This window comes from Ramlibacter sp. G4-7 (assembly GCF_057784995.1).
The window spans coordinates 132,542-149,817 of sequence record NZ_JBYNTT010000002.1 but is presented as its reverse complement, the minus strand read 5'-3'; the positions used below and the strand labels follow the sequence as shown (position 1 = coordinate 149,817).

Genomic DNA, 17,276 nt, shown 5'->3' with positions numbered 1-17,276 from the left:
TCATTGCGTCATTTGCTGAGGACGAAGCCCTTCAGCTTGGCGAAGGCGGCGTCGACCAGCGCCTTTTGCTGCTCCACGTGCAGGTGCGAGTAGCCCGCCGCCGGCGAGGCGGAGGCGGCCCGGCCGGCGTAACCCAGCTTCTGGCCCTCGAGCATGTTCTCGTGGATGTTGTGCTGCACGAAGAACCAGGCGCCCTGGTTCTGCGGCTCGTCCTGGCACCACACGAGGTCGGTGACGTTCGGGTACTTCTTCAGCTCGGCGGCGAAGGCCTTGTGCGGGAAGGGATAGAGCTGCTCGACGCGGATGATGGCCACGTCGTCGGCGCCCTTCTCCTCGCGCTTCTTGGCCAGGTCGTAGTAGACCTTGCCCGAGCACATCACCAGGCGCTTGACCTTGTCGGCCTTGAGCTCCTTGCTGTCCGGGATCACGGTCTGGAACGTGCCCTTGGTGAACTCCGACAGCGGCGAGGTGGCGTCCTTGTTCCGCAGCAGCGACTTGGGCGTCATGATCACCAGCGGCTTGCGCAGCGAGCGGATCATCTGGCGGCGCAGCAGGTGGAAGATCTGGCTGGCCGTGGTCGGCTGGCACACCTGCATGTTGGTGTCGGCCGACAGCTGCATGAAGCGCTCCAGGCGCGCCGAGCTGTGCTCGGGGCCCTGGCCTTCGTAGCCGTGCGGCAGCATCAGCGTGATGCCGTTGACGCGGCCCCACTTCACCTCGCCGGAGGCGATGAACTGGTCGATCACCACCTGGGCGCCGTTGGCGAAGTCGCCGAACTGCGCTTCCCAGATCACCAGGGTGTGCGGGTCGTTGGAGGCGTAGCCGTACTCGAAGCCCAGCACCGCCTCTTCCGAGAGGATGGAGTCGATGCAGGTGAAGCTGGCCTGGTTCTCCGCCACGTTCTGCAGCGGGATGTAGGTGCCGACGTCCCACTTCTCGCGGTTCTGGTCGTGCAGCACGGCATGGCGGTGCACGAAGGTGCCGCGGCCCACGTCCTCGCCCGAGAGGCGGATCGGGTAGCCGGAGGCGACCAGCGAGGCGAAGGCCATGTGCTCGCCCATGCCCCAGTCCACGTTGACCTCGCCGCGGCCCATGGCGGCGCGGTCTTCCAGCACCTTTCTGACCAGCGTGTGCACGGTGAAGTTCTCCGGCACCGTGGTGATGCGCTCGGCCAGGCGCTTCCACTCGGCCAGCGGGATCGCGGTGTCGGCGCTGTCCGTCCACTTCTTGCCCAGGAAAGGCGCCCAGTCGACGGCGTACTTGCTCTTGAAGTTGGACAGCACCGGGTCGACCGTGTGCTTGCCCGCGTCCATGGCGGCGCGGTAGGCCTTGACCATGTCGTCGCCCAGCGTGTCGCCCAGGCCCTGCGCGGCCAGCTTGTCGGCGTACAGCTTGCGCGTGCCGGGGTGCGCCGCGATCTTCTTGTACATCAGCGGCTGGGTCAGCGCGGGGGTGTCCTGCTCGTTGTGGCCCAGCTTGCGGAAGCAGACGATGTCGACGACCACGTCCTTGTTGAACTCGGTGCGGTACTCGAGCGCCAGCTGCGTGGCCAGCACCACGGCCTCCGGGTCGTCGCCGTTCACGTGCAGCACCGGGCACTCGATCATCTTGACCACGTCCGTGCAGTACAGCGTGGAGCGCGCGTCGCGCGGATCCGAGGTGGTGAAGCCGATCTGGTTGTTGATGACGATGTGCACCGTGCCGCCGGTGTAGTAGCCACGGGTCTCGGCCAGCGCCAGCGTCTCCTGCACCACGCCCTGGCCGGCGATGGCGGCGTCGCCGTGCACCAGCACGGGCAGCACCTGCTTGCCGGGGGTGTCGCCGCGGCGGTCCATGCGGGCGCGGGCGGAGCCCTCGACCACCGGGTTCACGATCTCCAGGTGCGAGGGGTTGAAGGCCAGCGACAGGTGCACCGGGCCGCCGGGGGTGGTGACGTCGGAGCTGAAGCCCTGGTGGTACTTCACGTCGCCGGCGGGCAGTTCCTCGGGCGCGCTGTGGTCGAACTCGGAGAACAGGTCCTTGGGCATCTTGCCCATGGTGTTGACCAGCACGTTCAGGCGGCCCCGGTGGGCCATGCCGATCACGACTTCCTGCACGCCCTTCTCGCCGGCGCGCTGGATCAGCTCGTCCATCGAGGCGATGAAGCTCTCGCCGCCTTCCAGCGAGAAGCGCTTCTGGCCCACGTACTTGGTGTGGAGGAAGCGCTCCAGGCCCTCGGCCGCGGTCAGGCGGTCCAGGATGTGCTTCTTCTTTTCGGCGCTGAACTGCGGCTTGGAGCGGATGGACTCCAGCTTCTGCTGCCACCAGCGCTTGCGGTTCTGGTCGCTGATGTACATGAACTCGGCGCCGATGGTGCCGCAGTAGGTTTCATGCAGCGCGTTCATCAGCTCGCGCAGCGACATCGATTCCTTGCCGAAGAAGGTGTTGCTGGTGTTGAACACCGCTTCCTGGTCGGCATCGGTGAAGCCGTAGAAGGACGGCTCCAGCTCGGGGATGTTCTCGCGCACGTCGCGCTTGAGCGGGTCGAGGTCGGCCCAGCGCGCGCCGACGTTGCGGTAGGCGGCGATGAGCTGCTGGACGGCCGTGCGCTTGCGGGCGAGTTCGAGGTCGGCGCCGGCGGCGACGACCACGCGGGTGCCGCCCTGCTTGGCGCGCTGCGCGAAGGCGTTGACGACCGGGAGGTGGGGGACGTCCTTGGCGTTGCTGCCGTCGACGGCGGGAACGTTCTGGAGCGCGTCGAAGTACTCGCGCCAGTGGTCGGGCACGCTGCCCGGGTTGGCGAGGTAGTTTTCGTACATCTCCTCGACGTAGGGCGCATTGCCGCCGAAGAGATAGGAGTTGCCGCGGTACGCGGTGTACACGGAGCTGTGGTCGCTCATCCTGTTGCGCTACTTTCCGCTTCCCTGCAGGAAGCCTGAGCTGGTTGAAAAACCTTCCGCGACACGGCTTTACCGAATTGCGGATGCGACTGTGGGGGAAGGCCCTTGGGTCTGATTGCGACGCGGATTGTGCCATCGAACCCGGGTTTCCACCAACACGCGGCGGGATGGGCCTCGCCCGCGTGCGGTCAGGAAGCCACGAGGTCCTTGATCTGCTGCAGCGCCGCCGGGTCCTCGATGGTGGTCAGGTCGCCGGGGTCGCGGCCTTCGCAGACGGCCTGGATCGCCCGGCGCAGCAGCTTGCCGCTGCGGGTCTTGGGCAGCACGGTCACGAAGCGCACGCGCGCCGGCCGGGCAACCGCGCCCAGGGTGTCGTCCACCACCTTCATCACCTCGCCTTCGAGCTTCAGCCGGCCCCGGTCGTCGGCCACGGCCGCGGCGTCCCTGGCCACCGCGAAGGCCATGGCCACCTGGCCCTTGAGCGCATCGGCGACGCCCACCACGGCGACTTCGGCGATGCCCGGGTGGCCGGAGATGCTCTCCTCGATCTCGCGCGTGCCCAGGCGGTGGCCCGCGACGTTGATCACGTCGTCGGTGCGGCCGAGGATGTAGAAGTAGCCGTCCTCGTCGCGGATGCCCCAGTCGAAGGTGCTGTAGACCTGCCGGCCGGGGATGCCGGACCAGTAGGTCTGCACGAAGCGCTCGTCGTCCCGCCAGACCGTCTGCATGAAGCCCGGCGGCGTGGGACCCTCGATCACGACCACGCCCTTCTGGTCCGCCGCCGTGAGTTCCTCGCCCGTGGACTCGTGCACCAGGCGCACGTCGTAGCCGTACATCGGCACGCCCGGGCTGCCCAGCTTGCTGGCCTTCTTCTCCACGCCGTTGGCGATGGTCAGGATGGGCCAGCCGCTCTCGGTCTGCCAGTAGTTGTCGATGACGGGAACGCCCAGTCCCTCGCTGATCCAGCGCGCGGTGGGCTCGTCCAGCGGCTCGCCGGCCAGGAACAGCGCCTTGAGGCTGGACAGGTCGTACTTCTTCAGGAAGGCCGGATCGTGCTTCTTGAGCACGCGCACGGCGGTCGGCGCGCTGAACATGGCGCGCACCTTGTACTTCTCGACCAGGCTCCACCAGATGCCGGCGTCCGGGCGGATCGGCAGGCCTTCGTACAGGATCGTCGCCATCCCCGCGAGCAGCGGCCCGTAGACGATGTAGCTGTGCCCGACCACCCAGCCGATGTCGCTGGCCGAGAAGAAGGTCTCGCCCGGCGCGCCGAGGAAGATGTGCTTCATGCTCGCGGCCAGCGCCACGGCATAGCCGCCCACGTCGCGCTGCACGCCCTTGGGCCGGCCCGTGGTGCCGCTGGTGTACAGCGTGTAGCTGATGTCGGTCGCGTCCAGCCAGGCGCAGGGAACCTGTGTGTGCCGGTGCTGGTCCGCCAGGGTGGCCCAGTCGTGGTCACGGCCGGCCACCTGTTCCATGGGCGCCAGCTTGCGGTCCACGAGCAGCACCGCGTCCGGCTTGTGCGTGGACAGGCGGATGGCTTCGTCCAGCAGCGGCTTGTAGGCGAGTACCTTGCCGCCGCGCGAGCCGGCATCGGCGCTGACGACGACCTTGGGCGTGGCGTCCTCGATCCGCGAAGCGAGCGACACCGAGGCGAAACCGCCGAAGACCACCGAGTGGATGGCGCCCAGCCGGGCGCAGGCGAGCATCGCGAACACGGCTTCCGGGACCATCGGCATGTAGACCAGGACGCAATCGCCGCGTCCCACACCCAGGGACTGCAGCACCGCGGCCATGCGCTGCACCTCGCGGTGCAGCTCGGCGAAGCTGTAGACGCGCTCCTGGCCCGTCTCGCTGGAGACGTAGATCAGCGCGGGCTGCTGCGCGCGCTGCGCCAGGTGCCGGTCCACCGCGTTGTGGCACAGGTTGGTGCGGCCACCGGCGAACCAGCGGTAGAACGGCGGCCGGCTGGCGTCGCAGACCGTGGCCGGCGGCGTCTGCCAGTCGACCAGCTTGGCCTGCTCGGCCCAGAACGCATCGCGTTGCTCGATCGAACGCCGGTAGAAATCCGCGTAGCCCATGCCTGGTCTCCTGTGCTGTCCGGCGCATTGTGGGCACCGGGCTTGCCGCAGGCTGACAGCGGCAGCCGGCCTATTTGACGATGGCCAGGACTTCCTTGAACCGGGGATGTCCCGCATCCCGCAGCCATTCGAAGGCGACCATCTCGGTGGTGACGAGCTCGGCGCCCGCGCCGGCCAGGCGGTCGAACGCGGCGTCCCGGTTGCGCTCCGTGCGCGAGCCGCAGGCGTCGGTGACCACCCAGACCTCCAGCTCTTCTTCCAGCAGGCCCAGCGCGGTCTGCATCAGGCACACGTGGGCCTCGCAGCCGGCCAGCACGATGGTCTCGCGGCCCGGCGCCTGGGCGGGCGCGGCCTTCTGCAGGTGCTTGGGCAGGCTGCGCACGTTGCCGCCCTGCTGGCGAGGCGCCGGCTTCAGGCGCGGCAGCAGGACGCTGGTGCCGTCGAACTCCATCTTGGACAGCACGCGGCCGGCCACCAGGGGCTGCAGCACGTCCACGGTGGCGCCCAGGCCTTGCGGGTTCTCCTCGGTCGCCCAGACGGGGACCTGCAGCAATTGCGCCATGCGCGCCAGCCGCACGGCGTTGGCCACGACGAACTCGCCCTCGGGGATGGCGGGCAGGAGGCGGGCCTGGTAGTCGACCAGGACGAGTTGCGATTCTTCGGCGTCTAGCAGCATGGGCGTTCCTTGGCACGGGATTATTCACTGTCGGTACGATCCTGCGCATGCCCGCCTCCAACCCCGACCTGATCGTCCTGCACGAACACCCCGAGTGGCAGAAGCCGCTGTTCTCCGCGCTGGCCCGGCGCGGCGTCGCCTTCGAGCCCTTCGACGTCACCCAGGCCGCCTTCGGCAACGAGGACGCGCCGCGGGCGCCGCTGTACTTCAACCAGGCCAGTCCCAGCGCCTACCTGCGCGGCAACACGCGTGCCGTGCCCTTCAACCTGGCGTACATGCGCACGCTGGAGCAGCTGGGCGCCCGCGTCCTCAACGGGGCCGACGTGTTCGCGCTGGAATTGAGCAAGAGCGTGCAGGCCACGCTGCTGCGCACGCTGGACATCGCGACGCCGCGGTCCATCACCTTCAACGACGTGTCCGCCCTGCACCGCTTCGCCGACCGCATCACCTGGCCCGCCGTGCTCAAGCCGGACCAGGGCGGCAGCGGCGCCCGCATCCAGGTGGTGGATTCGCTCGCGCAGGTGGAAGCCATCTTCCGCGCCGACCCGGACATCTGGCAGCCGGACAACCTGTTCCTGCTGCAGGAATACCTGCCGCACGACCCGGAGCGCGGCATCGTCCGCCTGGAATTTCTGGGCGGCGAGCTGCTGTATGCCATGCGTGTCGTGACGCACGGCCGCTTCAACCTGTGCCCCTCGCCGGTGTGCAACCCGGACGACGGCGACGGCGTCTGTGCCGTGCCCGCCCACGAACCCGTGGCCGCGCCCCCCGTGGAGTTCTACCCTTACCAGGACGTGCCGGCGCAGGCCGTCGCGACCGCCAGACGCATCATCCAGGCCGCCAGGATCGACGTGGGCGGCATCGAGTATCTCGAGACCACGGACGGACGCCGCGTCTTCTACGACATCAACGCGAACTCCAACCTGCGCCCCGCGGTCGCCGAGGTCTTCGGCTTCGACCCCTTCGAGCGCGTGGTGGACTACCTGCAGGGCGAACTGCGCAAGGTGCGGCGCTGATCCGCGCACATAGGGAACTCGCCTAAGCCGGGCGGATGCAGCCCGACGGTAAACTCCCGCCGCACCCCGCCATGTCCAGCCGCGCAGTTCCCGATTCGAAACCCATCCGGCTGCTGTGCGTTGAGGACAACCCCGACGACGTGGAGCTGATGGGCATCGCCCTGGAAAGGGCCGACCCCGTGCGCCGCTACGAGCTGCACCGCGTGGACAACGCGGCCAGCTTCGTCGCCGCCCTCGAGGGCGAGTGGGACGTGATCCTGTGCGACTTCAACCTGCCGCGGTTCTCGCCCTATGCGGCGCTGCAGATCCTGGTCACCCGCCGCAGCAGCGTGCCGCTGATCGTGCTCACGCGGGCCATCGGCGAGGAAGCCGCGGTGCACGTGCTGCGTTGCGGCGCCAAGGACTACCTCACCAAGGACAAGCTGGGCACCCTGCCCCAGATCATCGGCCGGGTGCTGGAAGAGCGGCGCCGGGCCCAGGAAAAGGAACGGCTCGACGCCGAACTGCAGAGCGCCTACGCGCGCCTGAAGGAGCTGTCGGCGCGCTTCGTGCTGGCGCAGGAGCGGGAACGCTCGCACATCTCGCGCGAGCTGCACGACCAGCTGGGGCAGACGCTCACGGCGGTGGTCATCCACCTGCATGCCTCCGACCGCAACACGGACCCGGAAACGCGCCAGCGGCACAAGAACACGGCGGCGGAACTCGCCAACGGCGCGCTGCAGCAGCTCAAGACGCTGTCCTTCTCCCTGCGCCCGGCGCAGCTGGACCTGCTGGGGCTGGTGCCCGCGGTGCAATCGGCGATGCAGCGCATCGGCGAACCGGCCGGCTTGCGCTGCGAGCTGAGCACGCGCGGCCAGGAGCCGCAGCGGCTGGAAGAGAACGCCGCCGTCGCCGTGCGGCTGGTGCAGGAGGCGCTGACCAACACCGTGCGCCACGCCGATGCGTCCACCGTGCGGGTGCGGCTGCGTTTCCTGCCGCGCGGGCGCATCAGCCTGCTGATCACCGACGACGGCGTGGGTTTCGACAAGCCCGCGGTGCTCAATGGCCAGCAGAGCGAGAGGAATATCGGTTTGTACGGGATGATCGAAAGGACGGAACTCGCCGGCGGACGCCTGCACATCCGCACCCGCATGGGTGGCGGCGTCGCGATCCGTGCGGTATTGTGAAAGTGAAGGAGAGCACCATGATCCAGAAGAACACCAACGCTCCCCTGCCCATCCAGGTGGTGCTCGCCGACGACCACGACCTGGTCCGCTCGGGCATCAAGGCCCTGCTGTCCACGGTGGAAGGCGTGCAGGTGATCGCCGAGGCACGCAACGGCAACGAGCTCGTGCAGCTGCTCGAGTCGGTGAAGCCGGACGTCGTCATGACCGACATCTCCATGCCCGGCATGGACGGCATCACGGCCATCGCGGAGATCCATTCGCGTTTTCCCGACGTGAAGGTGCTCGTGCTGTCGATGTACGACACCGTCGATTTCGTCAAGCGAGCCGTCGCCAACGGCGCCTGCGGCTACCTGATGAAGGACGCGCCGCCCTTCGAGCTGGAACAGGCGCTGCGCAGCGTGATGGCCACGGGCAGCTACTTCAGCGCCGCGGTCGCCCAGCGGCTGCTGCAGCCCTCGGAACCCACCGTGGACGACGAGCTCACCACGCGCCAGGTCGAGATCCTGACGCTGATCGCGCAAGGCAAGTCCGCCAAGGAGATCGCCTTCGAGCTGGGACTCAGCCCGAAGACGGTGGACGTGCACCGCGCGCGCATCATGGAGCGCCTGCGCCTGAACGACATCGCCAGCCTCACGCGCTATGCGGTGCGCAAGGGGCTGGTCAAGGCATGACGCGCACCAGCTTGCCCTTGTCTTCGTCGGTCAACAGGTAAAGCAGTCCGTCCGGCCCCTGGCGCACGTCGCGCACGCGGCCCACGCCTTCGAGCAGTTTCTCCTCGCGCACGACCTTGCCCCCGGCCAGCTCGATGCGGTCCAGGTAGCCGAACTTCAGGGAGCCCACGAACAGGTTGCCGCGCCAGGCCGCGCCGTAGCGATCGCTGCTCAGGAAGGCCATGCCCGAGGGCGCGATCGACGGCACCCAGTAGTGCAGCGGCTGTTCCAGGCCGGCCTTCGCGGTGATCCCCTCGCCGATCGGGCCGCCGCCGTAGTTCTCGCCGTAGGTGATGACGGGCCAGCCGTAGTTGCGTCCGGGCTGCGGCAGGTTGATCTCGTCGCCGCCTTGCGGGCCGTGCTCGTGCATCCACAGGCTCCCGTCGGGCGCCAGCGTCGCGCCCTGCCCATTGCGGTGGCCGAAGCTCCAGATCTCGGGCAAGGCACCGGCGCGGCCCACGAAGGGGTTGTCCCGCGGCACGCTGCCGTCCTTGTTCACGCGCACCACCTTGCCGTGGTGCGTGTCCAGGGTCTGCGCATCCTGCCGGCGCACGTTGCGTTCGCCCAGCGTGAGGAACAGCGTGCCGTCCCGTGCTTCCACGATGCGGCAGCCGAAATGGAAGGTGCTCGCGACCTTGGGCTTCTGGCTGAAGATCACCCGCACGTCCTCCAGCCCCCGTTCGTCGCCGGCCAGGCGCGCGCGCGCAAGCGCGGTGCTGTTGCCGCCGGCACCCGGCTCGGAGAAACAGAAGTACAGGGTGCGGTTCTGCGCGAAGCCGGAGTCGAGCACCACATCGAGCAGGCCGCCCTGCCCGCGCGCGGCGACCTCCGGCACGCCCGTGAGCGCGGGGCCCGCTGCGCCTTGCGCGCTCAGCACCCGCATGCGCCCCGGGCGCTCCGTCACCAGGAAGCGGCCTTCGGGCAGGAAGGCCACCGCCCAGGGGTGCTCGAGGCCGTTCGTCACCGTCTGGGCACGGACCGTCTGCCCGTGCACCACCGCGGGGAGCCAGGCTGCGACAATGCAGGCCGTGCAGGAAGCTGCCAGCCGGCCCCAGAGCCGGCGGCAGCACAGGGTTCGGATCTTGCTGCGCATGGTGGGGCATTGTTTCGCACCCGCCACACATTCGGGGCAACCCCGAGGCGATGGCAGGAATTCGAAACAACTCAAGAACTTGGCATGAACTCATCGCTTGACGCGCAACGCGGCCGCGGGCTACCCTCCGCCGCAATGAAGCAACTGTTGTGCTTGCTCCTCCTGGCCGCCGCCGTCGGCGCGCAGGCCGCTCCCGCATCCGCGGAAGAGGACGTGAGCCGCTTCACGGAAGAAAAGCGTTTCGTCGACCGCCTCGAGGAAGTGCGGGCGAACATGGCCGAGCGCATGCACGATGGCGCCGCGCGCATGAAGAGCCGCACCTCCGAGCTGGTGGTCACCGCCATGGGTTCGCTGGGCGTGCCCTACCGGCGCGGCGGCAACTCGATGGAAACCGGTTTCGACTGCAGCGGCTTCGTCAAGGCCATGTACCAGCAGACGCTGGGCCTCATCCTGCCGCGCCGCGCCAACGAGCAGGCCGCGGCCACGCAGAAGATCGACCGCAAGGACCTGCAGCCGGGCGACCTGGTGTTCTTCAACACCTTGCGCCGCACCTTCAGCCACGTGGGCATCTACGTCGGCGACAACAAGTTCATCCACTCGCCCAAGCCCGGCGCCCAGGTGCGCGTGGAGGACATGGGCGTGCCTTACTGGTCCGCGCGCTTCGACGGGGCCCGGCGGGTCGTGGACGGCGAGGCGCAACAGGCGCCGCAATGAACAAGGGCCGCTCTCGCGGCCCTTTGCACATCTGCCCTGGGTTCCCGCCGCGCGGGAACGACGCCGGTGCTACTTCTTCGCAGGCGGCACGTCGGTGCAGGTTCCGTGCGCGATCTCCGCGGCCATGCCGATGCTCTCGCCCAGCGTGGGGTGCGGGTGGATGGTCTTGCCGATGTCGATCTCGTCGGCGCCCATCTCGATGGCCAGGGCCACTTCGCCGATCATGTCGCCCGCGTGCGTGCCCACGATGCCGCCACCCAGGATGCGGTGCGTGTTCGCGTCGAACAGCAGCTTGGTGAAGCCTTCGTCGCGCGTGTTGGCGATGGCGCGGCCGGACGCCGTCCAGGGGAAATGGCCCTTCTTGATCGCGATGCCTTCGGCCTTGGCCTGGTCCTCGGTGAGGCCCACCCACGCGACCTCGGGGTCGGTGTAGGCCACGCTGGGGATCACGCGGGCGTTGAAGGTGCTCTTCTCGCCGGCAGCGGCTTCGGCGGCCACGTGGGCCTCGTGCACCGCCTTGTGCGCCAGCATGGGCTGGCCCACGATGTCGCCGATCGCGAAGATGTGCGGCACGTTGGTGCGCATCTGGATGTCCACCGGGATGAAGCCACGCTCGCCGACGTTCACGCCGGCCTTCTCGGCGCCGATCTTCTTCCCGTTCGGGCTGCGGCCCACCGCCTGCAGCACCAGGTCGTAGACCTGCGGCTCCTTGGGGGCCTGCTCGCCTTCGAAGCGCACCAGGATGCCTTCCTTGGTGGCTTCCGCCCCGACCGTCTTGGTCTTGAGCATGATGTTGTCGAAGCGCGGCGTGTTCATCTTCTGCCACACGCGCACGAGGTCGCGGTCCGCGCCCTGCATCAGTCCGTCCAGCATCTCCACCACGTCCAGGCGCGCGCCCAGGGTGGAATACACCGTGCCCATCTCCAGGCCGATGATGCCGCCGCCGAGGATCAGCATGCGCTTGGGGTTCGTGGCGAGCTCCAGCGCGCCGGTGGAATCCACCACGCGCGGGTCCTTGGGCATGAAGGGCAGCGACACGGCCTGCGAGCCGGCGGCGATGATCGCGTTGCGGAAGCGGATCACCTGCTTCTTGCCGGTGACTTCCGCGCCGGTCCCGCTCGTCTCCTGCACTTCCAGGTGGTAAGGGTCCAGGAAGGTGCCGATGCCGCGCACGGTGGTGACCTTGCGCATCTTGGCCATCGCGGCCAGGCCGCCGGTGAGCTTGCCCACCACCTTGTCCTTGTGCGCCTTGAGCTTGGGCCGGTCGATCTTGGGCTTGCCGAAGGACACGCCCAGCGAATCGAAGTGGCTCACTTCGTCCATCACGGCCGCGACGTGCAGCAGCGCCTTGGACGGGATGCAGCCCACGTTGAGGCAGACGCCGCCCAGCGTCGCATAGCGCTCGACGATCACCGTCTTCATGCCGAGGTCGGCGGCGCGGAAGGCTGCGGAATAGCCGCCCGGGCCCGCACCCAGCACCAGCATCTCGCATTCGAGGTCGACGCCGCCGGAGTAGCTGCCCGCCGGCGCGGGCGCCGCGGGAGCCGCGGGCGCCGGTGCAGGCGCCGCTTTCGCGCCCTCTGCCCGCTGGGGAGAGGGCTGGGGTGAAGGGCTCGCAGCCGCCGCACCCGCGGCAGCCTCGACCGTCAGCAGCACGCTGCCTTCGGAGACCTTGTCCCCCACCTTGACCTTCACTTCCTTGACCACGCCCGCATGGGTCGAAGGAATTTCCATCGAGGCCTTGTCGCTCTCCACCGTCACGAGCGACTGTTCCACCTTGATCGTGTCGCCCGGCTTCACGAGCAGCTCGATCACGGCCACGTCCTTGAAATCCCCGATGTCGGGGACCTTCACTTCCGTCTTGGGCATTATTTTGCCTCTTTCGTTTTCACGGTGAAGATGTCGCAGGGCAGCTCGGAGTTGCGGTCGAACTCGCAACCCGCCGCGATCCCCGCTTCCGCGATTTCGCGCGCGGTCTTGGCACGGGAATAGGCGGCGTGCATCGCGCCGAGCGCGAAGCTGCGGCCGGAGCCTATGCCCCAGAACTCCTTGAACTCGAACACCTCGCGATAGCTGTAGAGGCCATAGATGCCGCTCGCGTTGGCGATCACCACGCTGAACTGGCTGGACTCGTAGGGATCGCTGTCCTCTTCCTTCGTCTGCAGGAAGAAGTTGTCCTTCAGGTAAGGATGCAGCTTGGTGAAGGTGTCGAACACCTCGTCCTTGCTGGAGAGCTTGAGGATCTCGCGCGGCATCGATCCCATGGCCTTGCGCAGCACGGGGAAGTGGGCGACGGTGCCCGCCATGCCGATGTAGCTCGGCCCCTCGTCCGTGTCGACCTTGAAGATCTTGGTGTTGTCCTCGTACCGGTGCGCGAGGCGGGTGTCGCCAAAGGTCACCAGGGTATCGGCCGCGATGGCGATCTGCCCGCCCTTCTTCACCACCACTACAGTTGTCATCGATTCTTGGTTTTCTTAGAGCAGGACGCGACGGAAGTCCGCCAGGATCTGTCCCAGATAGGCATTGAAACGCGCCGCGGCGGCGCCGTCGATGACTCGGTGATCCCAGGACAGCGACAGCGGCAGCATCAGCCGCGGCTGGAACTGCTTTCCGTCCCAGACCGGTTCGGTCTGGCTGCGGCAGACGCCAAGGATAGCGACTTCCGGCGCGTTGATGATGGGCGTGAAGTAGCGACCACCGATACCGCCGAGTGAAGAAATCGTGAAAGTCGCCCCCGTCATGTCCGCCGGACCGAGCTTGCCGTCGCGCGCCTTCTTGGCCAGCTCGGCCATTTCCTGGCTGATCTGCAGCACGCCTTTCTTGTCCGCGTCCTTGATCACCGGCACCACGAGGCCGTTGGGCGTGTCCGCCGCGAAACCGATGTGCCAGTAGTTCTTGAGGACCAGTTCGTCGCCGTCCAGCGAGCTGTTGAACTCGGGGAATTTCTTCAGCGCCGCGACGCAGGCCTTGATGAGGAAACCGAGCATCGTGACCTTGACGCCGGACTTCTCGTTTTCCTTGTTGGTCGAGACGCGGAAGGCTTCCAGTTCCGTGATGTCGGCATCGTCGTGGTTGGTGACGTGCGGGATCATCACCCAGTTGCGGTGCAGGTTGGCCGCGCTGATCTTCTTGATGCGCGGCCGCTCCTTGCGTTCGACCGGACCGAACTTGGCGAAGTCCACCTTCGGCCACGGCAGCAGGCCCAGCGCCTCGCCGCCGGCGCCGCCGGGCGCCTTGGCGGCCGCGGCCTTGGTGCGCACGTCGCCGGCCATCACCTGCTTGGTGAAGGCCTGGACGTCCTCCTGCGTGATGCGGCCCTTGGGACCGCTGCCCTTCAACTCCTCCAGCGGCACCCCGAGCTCGCGCGCGAACTTGCGCACGGAGGGCGAGGCATGCGGCAGGTTGCCGCTGGGCGTGCCCGGCTCGTGCGGCGGCAGCGCCGCCGTCGGCGGCACGTGGCGCTCGCCCTGGGCGGGTGCCGCTGTCGCGGCCTGGCTCGCCCCCTCTCCCCCCTGGGCCGCGGGCTGGGATGCGGGGCTCGCCGTCGAAGCGACGCCCTGTCCTTCGACGATCGCGATCAGGTCGCCGATGTTGACCTTGTCGCCGCTCTTGACCTTCAGCTCCTTGAGCGTGCCGGCCGCCGAGGACGGGATCTCCATCGACGCCTTGTCGGACTCGATCGTGAGCAGCGACTGCTCCTGCTTGATCGTGTCGCCGGGCTTGGCGAGCAGCTCGATCACGGCGACATCCTTGAAGTCGCCGATGTCGGGCACGCGCACTTCGATCCGCTGGCTTCCTCCGCCGGCCGCGGCCGCGGCCGGGGGCGGTGAGGCGGACGGTGCCGGTGCCGGCGCAGGAGCCGACGCCTTGGCCGGTGCCGGCGCGGCGGCGGCGGCCGAACCCGCGGCTTCCACCATCGCGATCACCGAGCCCTCGGAGATCTTGTCGCCGATCTTGACCTTGAGCTCCTTGACCACGCCGGCGGTGGAAGAAGGGATCTCCATCGAGGCCTTGTCGGACTCGACGGTCAGCAGCGATTGCTCCGCCTTGATCGTGTCGCCGGGCTTGACCAGCAGTTCGATGACGGCGACGTCCTTGAAGTCCCCGATGTCGGGGACCTTGACTTCGACCAGAGCCATGTTTCTTGTTCTCCGTGGCCCGAACGCGGGCCTTCTCTTTGTTGGGGAGGGATCGTCAGGCGTACAGCGGGTTCACCTTGTCGGCCTTGATGCCGTAACGGTGGATGGCCTCCGCCACCTTGGCCACCGGCACGGAGCCTTCTTCCGCGAGAGCCTTGAGCGCCGCGACCACGATGTAGTGGCGGTTGACCTCGAAGTGCTCGCGCAGCTTGCTGCGGAAATCGCTGCGGCCGAAGCCGTCGGTGCCCAGCACCTTGTAGGCGCGGCCCTTGGGCATGAAGGCACGGATCTGGTCCACGTACTGCTTGATGTAGTCGGTCGAGGCGACGACGGGACCGGCGTGCTTTTCCAGCTGCTGCGCCACGAAGGGCACCTTGGGGGCGGCGGTGGGGTGCAGCATGTTGTGGCGCTCGCAGTCCAGGCCGTCGCGCGCCAGCTCGTTGAAGCTGGGGCAGCTCCACACGTCGGCGTGCACGCCCCAGTCCTTGGCCAGCAGCTCCTGGGCGGCGATCGACTCGCGCAGGATGGTGCCGCTGCCCAGGAGCTGGACGCGCAGCTTGCCGGCGTCGCCGGGCTTGCACAGGTACATGCCCTTGACGATCTGCTCCTCGGTGCCGGGCTGCAGGCCGGGCATGGGGTAGTTCTCGTTCAGCAGGGTGATGTAGTAGAAGACGTTCTCCTGCTTTTCCACCATGCGCTTGAGGCCGTGCTGCATGATCACGCCGACCTCGTGCGCGAAGGTCGGGTCGTAGCTCACGCAGTTGGGGATGGTCTGCGCGATGATGTGGCTGTGGCCGTCCTCGTGCTGCAGGCCTTCGCCGTTGAGCGTGGTGCGCCCGGAGGTTCCGCCCAGCAGGAAGCCACGCGCCTGCATGTCACCCGCCGCCCAGCACAGGTCGCCCACGCGCTGCAGCCCGAACATCGAGTAGTAGATGTAGAACGGGATCATGATGCGGTTGCTGGTGCTGTAGCTGGTCGCCGCAGCCACCCAGCTGGCCATGCCGCCCGCTTCGTTGATGCCCTCCTGCAGGATCTGGCCGGAGATGTCTTCCTTGTAGTAGGAGACCTGGTCGCGGTCCTGCGGGGTGTACCTCTGGCCCTGGTGGTTGTAGATGCCGATCTGGCGGAACAGGCCTTCCATGCCGAAGGTGCGCGCCTCGTCGACGAGGATGGGCACCACGCGCGGTCCGAGCTCCTTGTCGCGCAGCAGCGCGGTCAGGAAGCGCACATAGGCCTGCGTCGTGGAGATCTCGCGGCCTTCGGCGGTCGGGTCGGTCACGGCCTTGAAGGCCTCCAGGCCCGGCACCTTGAGCTGCTCGTCGGCCCGGGCACGCCGCTTGGGCAGGTAGCCGCCGAGCGCCTTGCGGCGCGCGTGCAGGTACTGCATCTCCGGGGTGTGCTCCTCGGGCTTGTAGAAGGGGATGTCGGCCAGCTTGTCGTCCGGGATCGGGATGCTGAAGCGGTCGCGGAAGGTGCGGATGTCGTCGTCGCCCAGCTTCTTGGCCTGGTGGGCGATGTTGCGGCCCTCGCCGGCCTTGCCCATGCCGAAGCCCTTGACCGTCTTGACCAGCAGCACGGTCGGCTGGCCCTTGGTGTTCACCGCGCGATGGAACGCGGCGTACACCTTCTGCGGGTCGTGGCCGCCGCGGTTGAGGCGCCAGATGTCCTCGTCGCTCATCTTGGCGACCATCTCCAGCAGCTTGGGGTCGCGGCCGAAGAAGTTCTTGCGCACGAAGGCGCCGTCGTTGGCCTTCATCGCCTGGTAGTCGCCGTCGACGACTTCCATCATCACCTTGCGCAGGATGCCTTCCTTGTCGCGGGCGAGCAGCGGGTCCCAGTAGCTGCCCCAGATCAGCTTGATCACGTTCCAGCCGGCGCCGCGGAACTCGCCCTCGAGCTCCTGGATGATCTTGCCGTTGCCGCGCACCGGGCCGTCGAGGCGCTGCAGGTTGCAGTTGACGACGAAGATCAGGTTGTCCAGGCCTTCGCGCGCGGCGACGCCGATCGCGCCCAGCGATTCGACCTCGTCCATCTCGCCGTCGCCGAGGAAGGCCCAGACCTTGCGGTTCTCGGTGTTGGCGATGCCACGGGCGTGCAGGTACTTGAGGAAGCGCGCCTGGTAGATCGCCATCAGCGGCCCCAGCCCCATCGACACCGTCGGGAACTGCCAGAACTCGGGCATCAGCTTCGGGTGCGGATAGCTGGAGAGGCCCTTGCCGTCCACTTCCTGGCGGAAGTTCAGCAGCTGTTCCTCGGTGATGCGGCCTTCCATGAAGGCGCGCGCATAGATGCCGGGCGCGCTGTGGCCCTGGATGTAGAGGCAGTCGCCGCCGTGGTTCTCGCTCTCGGCGTGCCAGAAGTGGTTGAAGCCGGCGCCCAGCATGGTCGCGAGCGAGGCGAAGGAGCTGATGTGGCCGCCGAGGTCGCCGCCGTCCTCGGGGTGCAGGCGGTTGGCCTTCACGACCATGGCCATCGCGTTCCAGCGCATGTAGGCGCGCAAGCGCTCTTCGACTTCGAGGTTGCCCGGACAGCGCTCCTCGTCCTCCGGCTCGATCGTGTTCACATAGCCCGTGGTCGCGGAGAAAGGCAGGTCGATGCCTTCCTGGCGCGCCTGCTCCAGCAGCTGTTCGATCAGGAAGTGCCCGCGGTCCCGGCCCTCGCTGGCGATCACGGCGGACAAGGCGTCCAGCCATTCACGCGTTTCCTGCGCGTCGGAATCGTTGGCGGCCGAACCGAACAGGTGCTCGGGCTGTGCGGACATGTCTTGTCTCCTTGGGGCGTTCGTGAATTTAGTACGGGCTA

The 17,276-nt window shown here is 67.8% G+C and carries 12 protein-coding genes; 4 read left to right on the top strand and 8 right to left on the bottom strand.

Annotation, left to right across the window (positions count from 1 at the left end):
• Positions 1 to 8: 8 nt before the first annotated feature.
• The 3 genes from AC3EGR_RS03645 to AC3EGR_RS03635 form a co-directional block, all read right to left on the bottom strand.
• Positions 9 to 2,879 (bottom strand): 2-oxoglutarate dehydrogenase E1 component, encoded by a 2,871-nt coding sequence (locus tag AC3EGR_RS03645; protein ID WP_488545079.1) that lies wholly within the window; start codon positions 2,877 to 2,879, stop codon positions 9 to 11.
• 188 nt (positions 2,880 to 3,067) lie between these two features.
• Entirely contained in the window at positions 3,068 to 4,960 is a 1,893-nt protein-coding gene (locus AC3EGR_RS03640; RefSeq protein WP_488545078.1) for a propionate--CoA ligase, read from the bottom strand.
• Positions 4,961 to 5,030: 70 nt separating this feature from the next.
• Entirely contained in the window at positions 5,031 to 5,636 is a 606-nt protein-coding gene (locus AC3EGR_RS03635; RefSeq protein ID WP_488545077.1) for an isochorismatase family protein, read from the bottom strand.
• Positions 5,637 to 5,683: 47 nt separating this feature from the next.
• On the opposite strand from AC3EGR_RS03635, the gene AC3EGR_RS03630 reads away from it, so the two are divergent.
• From AC3EGR_RS03630 to AC3EGR_RS03620, 3 genes are all read left to right on the top strand, one after another.
• On the top strand, positions 5,684 to 6,652 hold the full coding sequence (locus AC3EGR_RS03630; protein WP_488545076.1) for an ATP-grasp domain-containing protein: 969 nt from the start codon (positions 5,684 to 5,686) through the stop codon (positions 6,650 to 6,652).
• Positions 6,653 to 6,723: 71 nt separating this feature from the next.
• Positions 6,724 to 7,818, top strand: coding sequence for a sensor histidine kinase (locus AC3EGR_RS03625; RefSeq protein ID WP_488545075.1), 1,095 nt, complete (start codon positions 6,724 to 6,726; stop codon positions 7,816 to 7,818).
• Between the two features lie 17 nt (positions 7,819 to 7,835).
• Complete coding sequence (locus AC3EGR_RS03620) at positions 7,836 to 8,489, top strand: response regulator (RefSeq protein WP_488545074.1); 654 nt, start codon at positions 7,836 to 7,838, stop codon at positions 8,487 to 8,489.
• Here AC3EGR_RS03620 and AC3EGR_RS03615 read toward each other — a convergent pair.
• A complete protein-coding gene (locus tag AC3EGR_RS03615; protein ID WP_488545073.1) occupies positions 8,479 to 9,621 on the bottom strand; it encodes a PQQ-dependent sugar dehydrogenase in 1,143 nt (380 codons plus the stop codon). The two genes, AC3EGR_RS03620 and AC3EGR_RS03615, sit on opposite strands and share 11 nt — an antisense overlap.
• Positions 9,622 to 9,756: 135 nt before the next feature.
• Between AC3EGR_RS03615 and AC3EGR_RS03610 the strand changes: the two genes are divergently transcribed.
• Positions 9,757 to 10,335 carry a C40 family peptidase gene (locus AC3EGR_RS03610; RefSeq protein ID WP_488545072.1) on the top strand — a complete coding sequence of 193 codons (579 nt, stop codon included), beginning with the start codon at positions 9,757 to 9,759 and terminating at the stop codon, positions 10,333 to 10,335.
• Positions 10,336 to 10,404: 69 nt separating this feature from the next.
• Here the strand turns inward: AC3EGR_RS03610 and lpdA are convergent, their stop codons facing one another.
• Genes lpdA through aceE form a run of 4 tightly spaced genes read right to left on the bottom strand, consistent with a single transcriptional unit; the run spans position 10,405 to position 17,235 of the window.
• Positions 10,405 to 12,204, bottom strand: coding sequence for a dihydrolipoyl dehydrogenase (gene lpdA / locus AC3EGR_RS03605; RefSeq protein ID WP_488545071.1), 1,800 nt, complete (start codon positions 12,202 to 12,204; stop codon positions 10,405 to 10,407).
• Positions 12,204 to 12,794 (bottom strand): MFS transporter, encoded by a 591-nt coding sequence (locus tag AC3EGR_RS03600; RefSeq protein WP_488545070.1) that lies wholly within the window; start codon positions 12,792 to 12,794, stop codon positions 12,204 to 12,206. The genes lpdA and AC3EGR_RS03600 overlap by 1 nt, the downstream gene beginning before the upstream one ends.
• A gap of 15 nt (positions 12,795 to 12,809) precedes the next feature.
• On the bottom strand, positions 12,810 to 14,474 hold the full coding sequence (gene aceF / locus AC3EGR_RS03595) for a dihydrolipoyllysine-residue acetyltransferase (RefSeq protein ID WP_488545069.1): 1,665 nt from the start codon (positions 14,472 to 14,474) through the stop codon (positions 12,810 to 12,812).
• A gap of 55 nt (positions 14,475 to 14,529) precedes the next feature.
• The gene (gene aceE / locus AC3EGR_RS03590; RefSeq protein WP_488545068.1) at positions 14,530 to 17,235 is read right to left on the bottom strand and encodes a pyruvate dehydrogenase (acetyl-transferring), homodimeric type; all 2,706 of its coding nucleotides are present in this window, start codon (positions 17,233 to 17,235) and stop codon (positions 14,530 to 14,532) included.
• Positions 17,236 to 17,276: the final 41 nt, after the last annotated feature.